The organism is Marinibacterium profundimaris, assembly GCF_002210095.1.
Lineage (GTDB): Bacteria > Pseudomonadota > Alphaproteobacteria > Rhodobacterales > Rhodobacteraceae > Marinibacterium > Marinibacterium profundimaris.
Genome location: NZ_AQQR01000003.1, coordinates 584,369 through 597,217, shown reverse-complemented (window position 1 = coordinate 597,217; position 12,849 = coordinate 584,369). Strand labels below are relative to the sequence as shown.

The 12,849-nt window shown below is 68.1% G+C and carries 10 protein-coding genes; 5 read left to right on the top strand and 5 right to left on the bottom strand.

Translation table 11 applies throughout. The annotated features are described in order from the left end of the window. Positions 1 to 4: 4 nt before the first annotated feature. From ATO3_RS10760 to ATO3_RS10740, 5 genes are read right to left on the bottom strand one after another with little or no spacing between them, the layout of a single operon-like run. On the bottom strand, positions 5 to 706 hold the full coding sequence (locus tag ATO3_RS10760; protein ID WP_088649837.1) for a histidine phosphatase family protein: 702 nt from the start codon (positions 704 to 706) through the stop codon (positions 5 to 7). Beyond that, positions 699 to 1,772, bottom strand: a complete 1,074-nt coding sequence (locus ATO3_RS10755) for an HprK-related kinase B (RefSeq protein ID WP_088649836.1) — start codon at positions 1,770 to 1,772, stop codon at positions 699 to 701. The genes ATO3_RS10760 and ATO3_RS10755 overlap by 8 nt, the downstream gene beginning before the upstream one ends. Next, positions 1,769 to 2,650: a GAK system ATP-grasp enzyme gene (locus ATO3_RS10750; protein WP_088649835.1), complete on the bottom strand. Its 882-nt coding sequence runs from the start codon at positions 2,648 to 2,650 to the stop codon at positions 1,769 to 1,771. Before ATO3_RS10750 ends, ATO3_RS10755 begins: the two co-directional genes overlap by 4 nt. After that, positions 2,643 to 4,277 (bottom strand): phosphotransferase, encoded by a 1,635-nt coding sequence (locus tag ATO3_RS10745; RefSeq protein ID WP_088649834.1) that lies wholly within the window; start codon positions 4,275 to 4,277, stop codon positions 2,643 to 2,645. Before ATO3_RS10745 ends, ATO3_RS10750 begins: the two co-directional genes overlap by 8 nt. Further along, positions 4,264 to 4,719: an NUDIX domain-containing protein gene (locus ATO3_RS10740; RefSeq protein WP_088649833.1), complete on the bottom strand. Its 456-nt coding sequence runs from the start codon at positions 4,717 to 4,719 to the stop codon at positions 4,264 to 4,266. The genes ATO3_RS10745 and ATO3_RS10740 overlap by 14 nt, the downstream gene beginning before the upstream one ends. Positions 4,720 to 4,817: 98 nt before the next feature. On the opposite strand from ATO3_RS10740, the gene ATO3_RS10735 reads away from it, so the two are divergent. The 5 genes from ATO3_RS10735 to ATO3_RS10715 all read left to right on the top strand — a co-directional run bounded on the left by ATO3_RS10735 (position 4,818) and on the right by ATO3_RS10715 (position 12,701). Beyond that, positions 4,818 to 5,999, top strand: a complete 1,182-nt coding sequence (locus ATO3_RS10735; protein ID WP_088649832.1) for a GAK system CofD-like protein — start codon at positions 4,818 to 4,820, stop codon at positions 5,997 to 5,999. A gap of 178 nt (positions 6,000 to 6,177) precedes the next feature. Continuing rightward, positions 6,178 to 7,713 (top strand): CHAD domain-containing protein, encoded by a 1,536-nt coding sequence (locus ATO3_RS10730; protein WP_158217944.1) that lies wholly within the window; start codon positions 6,178 to 6,180, stop codon positions 7,711 to 7,713. Next, positions 7,710 to 8,453, top strand: coding sequence for a ParA family protein (locus ATO3_RS10725; protein WP_088649830.1), 744 nt, complete (start codon positions 7,710 to 7,712; stop codon positions 8,451 to 8,453). The genes ATO3_RS10730 and ATO3_RS10725 overlap by 4 nt, the downstream gene beginning before the upstream one ends. A 190-nt stretch (positions 8,454 to 8,643) precedes the next feature. Beyond that, on the top strand, positions 8,644 to 9,816 hold the full coding sequence (locus tag ATO3_RS10720; protein ID WP_088649829.1) for an ABC transporter substrate-binding protein: 1,173 nt from the start codon (positions 8,644 to 8,646) through the stop codon (positions 9,814 to 9,816). Positions 9,817 to 10,055: 239 nt separating this feature from the next. Continuing rightward, positions 10,056 to 12,701: a methyl-accepting chemotaxis protein gene (locus ATO3_RS10715; RefSeq protein ID WP_088649828.1), complete on the top strand. Its 2,646-nt coding sequence runs from the start codon at positions 10,056 to 10,058 to the stop codon at positions 12,699 to 12,701. Positions 12,702 to 12,849 lie beyond the last annotated feature (148 nt).

The following is a 12,849-nucleotide window of genomic DNA, read 5'->3' as shown; positions in this document are numbered from 1 at the left end:
GAGCCTAGTCCGCCGGGTCCTCTTTTCGAGCCCTGACCTTCCAGGCGCCGGAGACGTGGCGCCAGCTACCACGGCCATTGTAACAGATCAGTAACGGATCGGCGTGAAACATCGACAGCCGCGGGATGTCGTCGGCCTCCAGCAGACCCAGGTGGCAGGCCGCGTGCCGGAAGGAGGCGCCGTGACCGACGAACAGGGTCAGCTGAGCGGGGCAGGGAGCGGCTTCGATCTCGGCCCTGAGATAGCCGGCGACGCGGGCACCGGCCTCCGACAGGCTCTCGGCCCCGTCCAGCGGGAGGCGGTAGCTGCTGTCGGATTTCCAGCCCGGCGGCGGGGGCGCGTGGCGGGGATCGGCGGCCAGGACCGCCTCGATCTCGGCCACCGTGAGGTTGGCGGCGCTGCCCAGGCCCCTTTCCGCCAGGGCCGAAGTTTCGTGCAGGCCGGTCACGCTCAGCCCCTGCGCGCGCAGCTGTCCGGCAATGGCATCGGCGGTCTGCCAGGCGCGCAGCTGCCTTGAGCAGCGGATCACCGGGTCGAGCGTCAGGTCATGGTCCGCCAGAAGCGCGGCCAGCCGGTCCCCGCAGGCGCGGGCCTGGGCCAGACCGGTCGCGGTCAGCGGATAGGGCTGGCGGGCCGAAGGCGCGCCGGGGCGCTGGTGGTAATCGCCATGCCGGATCAGCGCCGCAAAGGCGGGCCGGTCAGCCATCGAAGAGCCCGCGGCCGGCCTCGGCCAGCGCGTCGAAATCTATGCGGCCCGACACCTCGCTGACCCGGATGCCCTGCAGCGCCGCCAGATAGGGGGCCGGGTCGGGTCTGGCGCCGTCGGGTTCGAAGGTGCCGTCGGGGTGCTGGTAGAAGGGGCCGGGGGATTTCATGATCGCGCCCAGCAGGTCGGGGCGCGCGGACAGGTCGACCTCGGCGACGCGGGTCGGATCGGAGGCCGCGCGGCTCCAGTTCAGGACCCAGAAGTCGGTCAGCGGCGCCTCGTACCGGACGCGGCCGGGGCCGTAGACCGCGCCGATCATCAGGTCGTGCTTGTCCTCCAGCGTCCAGATCACCTCCGCCTCCATCGCGTCCAGCTCGGCGCGGCGGGCGGAGGTCAGCATCCCGTGCAGGCGCGGGTTGCCAAGGATCGTGCCGGGGTTGATCCGCGGATGTTTGGGAATGCCAAGCGCCCGCGCCGGGCGGCCGGCCTGCACCAGCAGGCGGTCGTTCGAGACGAAGGCGATCCCGTCCAGATCCATCATCCGCAGGACCGAGGTGGATTTGCCGCCGCCCGACAGGCCCGAGATCGCCAGCGTCCGGGTGCCATCGGTCACCGCGGCGGCATGGCACAGCTGCCACCCCTCCTGCTGGCACTGGGTCAGGATCTGGGTGTTGATGAAGTTGATCACCGTGCTGACGTTTTCGGTCAGCGGGCCAAGCGCCACCAGCGCGCCGGGCGATTGCAGGAAGGTCACGCCGCTGCGCAGCTTGCGGACCAGCCGCGCGTCTTCCAGATCGACAATGGCGTCCTTGCGGCCGGCCTTGCCCGGCTCGCGCGACCACTCGGTCCAGTCGGGTTCGGGGTCCAGTGCCTGGCCCGGAAGCAGGTTGACGACGGTCGGGCCCGGCGTCTCGCTCAGCGCCTCGTCGAAATAGGCGACCAGCATGCCGCGCAGCGGCTCGGGGCAAAGCACGGTCAGGCCGACGGGGCCTACCGAGAGGTAGAAGGGCTCGGCCCCGGTTGCGGGCGTCAGGTCCAGCGTGGCGATCACGTCCGAGGCTCTCATGACGCCACCCGGCGCAGGACATGCTCGGCCACCAGGGCCGAGGCGTCGATGCCGCAGCCGTCCAGCGCGCCGCGATACCCGCCGAAGGCGGACACTTCGAAGACGATCGGCCCGTCAGGGGTCAGGGCGATGTCCACCGTGGTGAAGGTCAGGCCGAAGGGCGCCTGCGCACGGCGGCCAAGCTCGATCAGCTCCGGGTCCGGCTCGAACGGGGCGTATTTGCCGCCCGAATGGATCGTCGTGTTCCAGCTGTCGGACTGGCCCACGCGGGAATAGGTGCAGATGTAGTCGCCACCGAGAAAGACCATGCCCAGGTCCTGGCCCGACAGATCCGCCTTCTGCTGGATATACATCACCGGGTTGTCGGCCGCGAATGCCGCGATCCGCGCCTCGGCATCCGGGGCGTCGCGGTCCAGAAGGACCATGCCGCGCGCCTTGGTGGAAAAGAGCGGCTTGAACACGGCAGAGCCGAAGCGGGTCAGCGCCGCCATCGCCGCACCCCTGTCCTCGGTGATTACGGTGGGGGGCATGGGAATGCCGGCATTGGCCAGCGTGACGGTGCAGGCCAGCCGGTCCATCAGCCGCAGGATCGCGCCCGGCGTGCTGAAGATCTTCACGCCGCGCGCCTCGGCCACGCGCAGCATTTCCAGCCGGTCCAGCGCATGGGGGCTGTAGACTTCGGAGATCTTCTTGATCACCAGCCCGTCGAGCGCGCAGAGGTCGATGTCTTCGAACATCAGCCGACCCGTGGCGAGGTCCAGCGTCACGTGGGCCATGTCGATCACCAGGCGATAGCCCGTCCGCACCTCAAGCGCGTCGGCCAGCGCCTCGGTCGACCATTTTCCGGGGGTGCCGATGACACCGATCTTCTCAGTCACTGAACAGCATCCTTGTAGGCAGTTTGAACCGTGTCTCCTTGCCCTCGGGCACGGCGAGCGCGGTTTCCAGAATGTAGCGGGCCCGCAGCACCATCCGCCTGGCCTGACCGGCATCGACGATGAAGCGGGTGGAACTGGCGAAGGACCGCGCGAGGCCCAGGGCCAGGCGGTATTCGAAGGTCCTGTCGCCCGCGCGCGCGGCGAACTTGGCGGCCATGGCGTGCATGGCGCAGGCCACGTCGGCGATCCGCGCCCGGGTGCCGGCGTCCAGCACCTGCAGCCGGTAGTTCGACACCATGAAGACCGACACGTCCTGCACGTAATCCTGGTAGCGGGACCGGTGCAGGTCGATGAAGCGGACCTTCTTGTCCAGCGGGTCGTAGATCACGTTGTCCAGGTTGAAATCCCCGTGGATCCAGACGGAGAACGGCGCCGACAGGCTCTTTTCGCGCGCGGCCGCGGTTGCGATCAGCTGGTCGAGGCTGGGGATATCCAGCCCCTGGATGCTTTGCGCGCGGCGCGGGAATTCGGGGTGCATGCGGTAGACATCGGCCATGCGGCCGGCCAACTGGTCCATCGCGCGCATCTCGGCCCGGTCCTCGGTGCGGGTGCGGCGCCAGATGTCGCGGACGGTCTTGTGAAGCGCCTTCTGCGCCTCGCCCAGCCGCGCGGCGGAGCCGCCCAGAACGATGTCCTCGAAGGTCTCGCCGCTGAGATGTTCAATCAGCAGCGCGGCGCTGTCGCCGCTTTTCTCGTATGAGAGGATCTTGGGCGCGAGCCCGGGATAGACCGAGTTCCAGCTTTTCACGCCGACGCGTTCTTCCTTGACCTTCTTGCGGTCGCCATCCTTGAACACCGCGTCCATCGGTGCGCCCTGCGCGTCCCGCATCGACACGCTCGACACGGCACTGCCCGAGCGCGTCTCGGCCAGTGGCTGAAGCGTTATGTCGTCATCGTCCCCGCCGAGCCCGGCCAGCACGCTGCGCAGGGTGAAATAGCGTTCGAACTGGACGGTCTGGCCGATGGTTATCGACAGGATCGCCTCGCTGATGCCCTGCAGCGCCTCGCCCATGCGGTGGACCTCGTTCGCGGTCAGCAGGGCGTGGGACAGGTCTTCGGTGTGCTTCGACCCCTGCATGTCGCGGGTATAGGTGCGAAAGATCTGGTCGTAGAACCGGTCAAGCTCGGTCCGGGTCTGGCCGATCTGCACGGCGCGGCGGCTGTCGCGCGACTGCAGCGCCTGGTGGACGCGCCCGACCTGCTTGCGGACGGCCTTGACCGGTTTGACGAACGCCTCGGGGCGCAGCAGCTTCTTGCGCTGCACGTCCTCGGCATGGCGTACCGCGCGGCGCGCCAGGCGCGAGATCAGGTCGAGGTTGCGCGCGACCGTGTCGATGCCCTGCAGGTGCAGCTGCCGGTCCTGGCTGCCCTTGACCCGCAGCAGCCCCGAGATGCAGGCCTTGCGCACCCGCGCCGACAGGTTCTGCGAATACCCGCCGCGCTGCATCAGCGCCTGCGCGATCTCCGGGGACGGCGCGTCGAAATAGCGCTGTAGTCGCAGCAACTGGCCGTCCAGCTCGGCCAGCAGGAAGGACATGTTCTCGTCTGCTGCCTTAGGCAGGTTCATTGCGCAGGGCTCCGAGGTAGACGGGCGCGTCCGGCCGGGTCAGCGCCAGATCGTAGCGCGGCTGGAACGATGTGCCCTCGGCCGCCGGATCGGCCCAGACCGTGGCGATCTGCCGCTTGTCGGGGGCCGCCCCCATCCTTGGGGCATAGCTGTCGGGCACGGTGCAGGCAAAAAGCACCTCGCTCAGGTGCCGCGTGCCGTCGGGGCGGATGCGAAGGACATCGGCCACGTGCAGCACATCGCTGATCTCGGGCGCCACGCCGATTTCCTCCAGGCATTCGCGCCGGACGCAGTCCGCCAGCGTCTCGCCCGGCTCCTGCCGGCCGCCGGGCAGGGTGAAAAAGCGGCGCCCCTCGGCATCCTGCTTCACCTGCACCAGGACGACGCCATTCCGGCGGATGACGGCGCGGGCCGTGGCGCGTATGGAAGGGTCGGGAAACATGGGCCCTTATCCCCGACCCCGGTGACGATTCCAAGACGGATCTCGGTCCGGGGCGGCGGGGCAGGCGGGGCCCAACGTGAAGGAACGGATACAAGAGCATGACAAGGATAAGGGTCGAGCGCGAGATGGATCTGCCCAGCGGCCTGCGGGTGCTGCGGGCGCTCAGCGCGCCGCACCACGGGCCGCGGATCCTGTTCTTTTCGGGGGGCAGCGCGCTGAACGCCATCTCGCGCAACCTGAAACGCTACACGTTCAACTCGGCCCACCTGATCACGCCGTTCGACAGCGGTGGCAGTTCCCAGATCCTGCGGCAGAGCTTCGACATGCCGGCCATCGGCGATCTGCGCAGCCGGCTTATGGCGCTGGCGGATGAAACCGTGCTGGGCCAGCCCGACATCTACAAGCTCTTCGCGCATCGCCTGCCGCGCGATGCCCCGCAGCGCGAGCTGGCGGCCGAGGTGCGCGCGATGACCGAGGGCAAGCATCCGCTGGTCAAGGCGATCTCGCAACCGATGCGCAAGCTGATCCAGGCCTTTCTTCAGGATTTCGCCGAACAGGCGCCGGCCGATTTCGACTATCGCAACGCCAGCATCGGCAACCTGATCATCGTTGGCGGCTACCTGGGCCATGATCGCGCGCTTGAGCCGGTGATGTTCCTGATGTCCAAGATGGTCGACGTGCGCGGCACCGTGCGTTCGGTCGTGGATGCCAATCTGCAGCTGGGCGTGGAGCTGGACGACGGCACGCCGGTGATCGGGCAGAGGCTGATCACCGGCAAGGAGGTCGCGCCGCTGAAACAGCGCATCACCCGGGCCTTTCTCAGCGACGGCCGGGCCGAGATCGCGCCCGACGCGATTTCCCTGCCCAAGCGGAATCGCAAGATGATCTCGCAGGCCGACGTGATCTGTTACTCGCCCGGCAGCCTGTATTCGAGCGTGGTCGCCACGCTGCTGCCGGCCGGTGTCGGGCGCAGCGTCGCGGCGCAGCCGGTACCAAAGCTTTACCTGCCCAGCCTGGGCCACGATCCCGAGGCACTGGGGCATGACCTGTCGGATCAGGTCGCGGCTTTGCTGGCGCCCCTGCGCGCCGATGCGGGGCAGGACGTGCCCGCGCACCGGCTGATCAGCCACGTGCTCTGCGACAGCTCGCGCAAGGCGGCAGAGTGCCGGGCGGTGACCGAGCGGCACGGCATTCCCTGCGTCACGCTCCCGCTCGCCGATGCCTCGGGCGAGAAATACGATCCCGGGAAGGTCAGCGAGGTACTCGTCTCGCTCGACTGATGGCGCGCAGCGGGGCCGGAGCTGCCCGATGTGCGGCCGCAGGCCGGGTGGCCCCGGTCGATCTGTTGGCCCGGGAACATTTCCCGCCTCGGCTGGATCTTGCGCGGCGTCCGTGACACAACCGGATAGCTCCTGCGCATCGCGGCGCGGCGGCGGAACGGGTAGGGACTTCGACATAATGACACGGCAGCCTCGCAGCCTGGATACAGTTCTTCTCGCCGATCCGGGGCTGGACGATCTCGCGGGGGCCAGTCTTGGCACGGCGCGTGTGCTGGCCGATGACGAGGACACGACCGAGGACTTCGCGCTGCTCGATACCTTCGACGGATCGTTGATGGGATCGGGCCGGATGCTGGTCGCGGCCGGGCCCGACATGCTATTGCTGCGCGCCGGCGCCGCGCCCCTGCGGCAGGCGGCGGCAGATCCCGGTTTCGTGCAGGCGATGCCCTACGGAGAGGTCACTGCGGAACTTGCCGCCTGCGTGGATCCGCTTCGGGTGTTGCTGCCGCTGGCCAAGGGCCAGGTGCGGCGCCAGGGCCTGAAGCTGGTCGACGACCTGGACAAGACCGTCGCGCGATGCCGCGTCCTTCTGTTTGCGACCGAGGCGGGCCGGCGCGCCGCGCTGGTCGAGTTCCGGCCGCTGCGCGGCTATGACGCCGAGATGGCGCAGCTGCGCGCGCTGGTGACCGCGCTCGGCCGGGAACCGGACAATCCGGGCGAGGTCGCTTGCGCCCTCGCCGGGCCCGAGGCGGCATACAGCAACAAGCCCCGCGTCGAGATGGCGCCGACCGACAGCGCCTTTCGCGTGGCCAATGCCGTCATAAGGGCCAATCTGGCCGCGGCCCGGCGGAACGAGCACGGGGTGATCGCGGATCTCGACACCGAGTTCCTGCACGACTACCGCGTCGCCTTGCGCCGGATCCGGTCGGTCGTCTCGCTCTTCAAGGGGGTCTACACGGCCGAGCAGACCGAAGAGCTCAGGTCCCGGTTCAACGCGCTCATGGCGCCTACCGGCCGGCTGCGGGACCTTGACGTCTACATGCTGGAACGCGGCCGCTACACCGCGATGGCGCCGGAAGAGTTTCGCCCGGGGCTGGAAAAGCTCTTCGACAGCCTCGCCACGGACCGCGAGACGGCGCGCAGGACGCTGGGCCGGCGCCTGCGCAGCGAGGCCTATGCGAAGGAGGTCCGGTCGCTTGAGAAGCTGGTCGCCTCCCGCAAGAAGCTGCACAGGGGCCCGGCAGCAGGGCGCGACGCCTTGGATTTCGCCCAGGCGCTGACCTGGAAACGGTATCGCAAGGTCTGCAGGATCGCCGCAACGATCGACGACGACACCGAGGACGAACAGATCCACGCGCTGCGGATCCAGTGCAAGAAGCTGCGCTACCTGATCGAGATCTTCGCGCCGCTCTTCGACCCGGCCGAGACGGCGAAGGTTCTGAAATCCCTGAAGAAGCTTCAGAATACGCTGGGCGATTTCAACGATTGCGCGGTCCAGCAGGCCGAGTTGCACGAGATGCTGGACCGGCTTGATCCGAACACCACGCCGGACGCGGTCGAGATCGCCGCCGCCGTCGGCGCGCTGATCTCGCTCCTGCACGGCAGGCAGCTCGACCACAGGGCCCGTGTCGTCAGCAGCTTTGCGGCCTTCGATTCCGACACGACCCGCACCCGGGTTCGGTCGCTCTTCAAGCCGGGGAAGGCCAGCGCATGAAGATCATCGCGAGCTATTCGAACAAGGGCGGCGTGGGCAAGACGGCCTGCGCGGTCAACCTGGCCTATTCCCTGGCGCAATCCGGGCACCGCGTCCTGCTCTGCGATCTCGATCCGCAGGGCGCCTCGGGCTTCTATTTCCGGGTGCGTCCGTCCAGGGGGCTGACGGGAAAGCGGTTCTTCACCCGGGCCGAGCGGATCTCGGATGCGATCCGGGGCAGCGATTTCGACAACCTCGACATCCTGCCGGCCAACATGAACTTCCGCGATTTCGATGTCTTCCTGTCGCGGATGAAACGCAGCCAGTCCCGGTTGGGCAAGGCGCTGCGCGGGGTCAGGGAAGAATACGATTGCGTCGTGCTGGATTGCCCGCCCAACATCTCGACCCTGTCCGAAGCCGTGTTCCGCGCCGCCGATGCGATCGTGGTGCCGGTGATCCCGACGACGCTGTCGGAACGGACCTTTGCGCAGCTGCTGGAGTTCTTCAAGGACCACGGGCTGGAGAAGCGCAAGATCCGGGCGTTCTTTTCCATGGCCCAGGGCACCAAGAAGCTGCATGGCGAGACCATGCGCCGGATGCGAAAGGACCATGCCAAGCGCTTCCTCGACGTGACCATTCCCGCCTCGACCGATGTCGAGAAGATGGGCGTGCATCGCGCTCCGGTCGGCAGCTTCGCCCCCTCGCACGATGCGGCGAAGGCCTACATGACCCTGAGCCGCGAAGTGGTCAAATCGCTTTAGGACCCCGAGGCTGCAGCCCATGCCAGGTTCGCCAGGCGCGGCCAGTCGCAACGTGCGAGGGACTTTGGCAGGGGCCGGGAGCAATCCGCCTCGAATTGACGGCACTTTCCGGCCTCTTTTGTCGCAAGCTAGCGCTTCGTTAAGGGTTTTGACGGACTCTCCGCCCGACGCATGACGCAGGAGAGCCCACATGAACCGAATAGCCGCCTCACTTGTCGCCGCACTGGCCACCGGCGCGATCGCAGTCTCGCCCGCACCGCTTCGAGCCGCCGAGGGCGTGAGCGCGGACCAGGTCACCTTTGCCCAGGTGGCCGCGCTGGAAGGTCCGGCCGCGGCGCTTGGCCTAGGGATGCAGACCGGTTTGCGCGCCGCCTTTGCCGAGGCCAATGCCGCCGGGGGAATCCACGGCCGGCAGATCGTCCTGGACAGTTTCGATGACGGCTATGAACCCGATCGCTCGATCGACCAGGTGAAGGCGCTGATCTCGGGCGACGGGCACCTGGGCCTTGTCGGCATGGTCGGCACCCCGACCGCCTCGGCCACCCAGCCGATCTCAACAGAGGCGCAGATGCCTTATATCGGCGCCTTCACCGGCGCGGGCTTCCTGCGCGACGCAAGCCATGGCAACATCTTCAATGTCCGCGCCTCCTACTTTGCCGAGACCGAAGCCTGGATCCGCTACCTGGTCGATGAACGGGGCATGGATACGATCGCGTTGCTCTACCAGGACGACGGCTTTGGCCGGGTCGGCCTGAACGGCGTGACAGAGGCGCTGGAGCGGCGCGGCATGACGCTAGCGGCCACGGGCACATACACGCGCAACACCGTCGCCGTGAAGAAGGCGCTGCTGGACATCCGCAAGGCCGAGCCGGATGCGGTGGTAATGGTCGGCGCCTACAAGCCGGTGGCCGAGTTCATCAAGCTTGCGCGCAAGCTGAAGCTCGATCCGACCTTCGTGAACATCTCCTTCGTGGGCTCCGATGCTCTCGCGCAGGAACTGGGCGAGGCCGGCGAGGGCGTGATCATCAGCCAGGTCGTGCCCTTCCCGTGGGACGACAGCCTGCCGCTGGTCGCGGATTACACCCGGGCGCTTGCGGCGCTGGACCCGGCGGTGGAGCCGGGCTTCGTCAGCCTCGAAGGCTATCTCGCCGGCCGTCTCGTGATCGAGGCGCTTGAGGCCGCGGGCCCCAGGCTGACCCGCGCGGGCTTTCTCGCGGCGCTGAACGGGCTGCGCGAGGTGGATTTCGGCGGCGTGACCATGACCTTCGGGCCGGACGACAACCAGGGCATGGACTCTGTCTTCCTGACGCGCATCACCGCCGAGGGTGATTTCCAGCCCGTCGCGGGCTCCGGGGGCTCCTGACCCTGGCGTGACCTCCCTGACCCAGGGCACGCCTCGGGTCAGGGGAACCAGCGCGACCAGACGATCCCGACGTGGCCGCTGCAGAAAGGCCGCCGCAACAGGTCCGCCACGCACGGGCCGACGCGGTCAGGCCAACGCGGACGGCCAGGCTGCAAGGATGTGACCAACCTGGCAGCCGCACGGTGGCAGGATCCCGAGACGGGACTGCCGTTACAGGACAGGCACAACAAGGGCCGATCATGACGCAACAGACCTCTTCGCCATCGGGCCGCGGCCATCGCGGTTTCCTTCCCAGTCTCAGTGCAAAGGTCACGGCGATCCTGCTGGCGATCGGCAGCGTATCGGCGGTGATCGGTGTGCTCGCCGTGGTCGTGTTCGTGCAGGTTTCGTCGGAAATGCGCAGCCTCTCAGAGGAGTGGCTGCCCGAGATGGAGAACAGCAGCCGCCTGCTCAAGGCCTCCTTCCGGGCCGAGGCGGCCGCCAACGTGGTTCTGCGCGTCGGACCAGACGGGCTGGCAGAGGCAGAGGACAATGCCGGCGCGGCGATACGCGGACTGCAGGAGGCCATCGCGGCCCTTTCCCCGGAGGACCGCCAGGCCTTCCAGGCCGAGGCGGATACGATCGGCGCGGCCCTGGGGGCCCTGATCGCCGCGCGGCGCGAGGTCGATGCCAACGAAGCAGCGATCGACACCGACCTGCAGGAGCTTCATGGCGTCTCCCAGGAGATGGAGATCAAGCTGACCGAGCTGGCCGACACCGCCTATTTCGATCTCAGCCTCGGCGCGGAGGCGGCGATCAACCAGATCGACGAGACCGTCGGCGGGCTGGTCGAGAACGAATTTCACATCTTGCAGGAGCTCCTGCGGGCGCAAGCCGAGATCAACATGCTCTCGGGGATGATCCTGGCCATGGGAACCGAACGCAACCCGGGCTTCAGGTCGATCATGCGCGATATCGCGATCGCGGCCGTCGACCATCTGGGCGAGATCACCGCGACGCTGGAGGCCGAGTCCGCCAACCTGGTTGATACCGCCCCGTTGCGGACCGCGCACGAGCTGTTTGTCGAGACGCTGGGGGGCGGCCATCGGCTCGATCCGGCCGAGCGGCGCGCGCTGTTGCGCGCGCGGCAGGACATTGCCATCCAGTTGTCCGGTCTGGTCGACGATGTGGATTTCGAGGCGATCATTGCCCTCGAGGACGTCAGCGCCGCGAACGGCGAGGCGGTTCAGTCGCTCCTGGACCATGAATTCACGGCCCTGTCGGACCTTTTGGATATCACTCTGTTGTATAACACCTATCAGGGTGCGGTCATGGACATGATCGCGGCCGAAACCATGCCGGTTGCCCGGCTGGCCGGCAGCGCGATGTCCACGTCGGCAGACGCGTTGCAGGCCTATGCCGATATGTCCGACGGTGCGCTGGCGGCGGAACTTGCCACGTTGTCGGTGCTGGCCGATGCCACGCAGGGCCTGCCTGCACACAGCTATGCGGCGCTGGAGGCGCGCGACAGGGCGGCCGGGGCCGCCGCGACGACCATCGCCGAGACGTCGCGGATCGTCGAGCGTTCCGAAGCGCGTGGCAGCCGTTCGCAAGCGGGAATCATGGCGATGGCCGGGGAGATCTCGAACCGGGTGTCCGGCGCGCAGGCGATGGTGATCGGGCTCGCGGTGACCTCTGCGCTGGCGCTGGCCTTCGCGCTCTACCTGTCGAAGCGGATGATCCAGGTGCCGTTGCGCTCGATCAGCGCAACCACCGAGCGTCTGGCCAACGGCGATCTCGCCCCGGTCACCGGTTTCGAGCGCAGCAGCGAGGAGATCCGGCGCATGGCGGGCTCTCTGGCCATCTTCCGCGACGGTATCGTCGAGCGCGAGGCGCTGGAGCGCCGCGCCGAGGCCGAGCGCGCGGCATCCGAGCAGGAGCGCGCGGCCCGCGAGGCGGACCAGGCCGCGGCCATGGCCGCCGTCGGCGTCGGGCTGACGGCCCTGGCCAAGGGCGACCTGACGGCGCGGATCGACCAGCAGCTGCCCGAGGGGTTCGGCCGGCTCAAGGTGGACTTCAACGAGTCGCTTGAGCAGCTCATGGGGACCATGTCCGAGGTGCTGGACTCCGTCTTCACCATCCGCGGCAGCGCCTCGGACACCACGCGGGTCGCGGCCGATATTTCGAAACGGATCGAGAGCCAGGCCGCCACGCTGGAGCAGGCCGCCGCCGCGCTGGACACGCTGACCACCAGTGCGCGCCACACGGCACAGAGCACGCGCAAGGTGGAGACCGCCGCGCAATCGGCGCGCGACAAGACCGAGGATGGCGCCGAGGTGGTGAACCGCGCCGTGCAGGCCATGTCGGATATCGAGGAGAGCTCGCGCCAGATCTCGCAGATCGTGGGCGTGATCGAGGATATCGCCTTCCAGACCAACCTGCTGGCGCTCAACGCCGGGGTCGAGGCGGCGCGCGCGGGCGAAACGGGCCGCGGCTTTGCCGTCGTGGCCTCCGAGGTCCGGGCGCTGGCCCAGCGATGCTCGGGCGCGGCGATGGAGATCAAGGGGCTGATCTCGCGCAGCACGGATCAGGTCTCGGACGGCGCGCGCCTGGTCAGCCATGCCGGCGATGCGCTCAAGGTGATCCTGGAGCATGTCGGCGAAATCTCGGGCCTGGTCACCGAGATCGCCGAGAACGTGTCGGACCAGACCATGGGGCTGGAAGAGATCAACAACGGGATCGGCCATCTCGATCAGGTGACACAGCAGAACACCGCCATCGTCGAAGAGACCACCGCGGCCAGCGTGCAGTTGAGCGAAGAGGCCAACAGGCTGTCGAACCTGATGCGGCGTTTCCGGACAGAGGGTTCGGATGAGGCCGTGCCGTCGGGCAACCGGGCGGCCTAGGCGCCGCTGCGAGGCCGGGCAAGCGGGCGGGGCCCCATGATGGCGCCTGGCAAGGGGCGCCGCCCGCGCCGGGCCGGGCGCGTGGCTTCTGTGGCGCCGTGATCGGCCCGGGCAGACCTGACACCGGGCAGCCCATCGCGCAGCACAC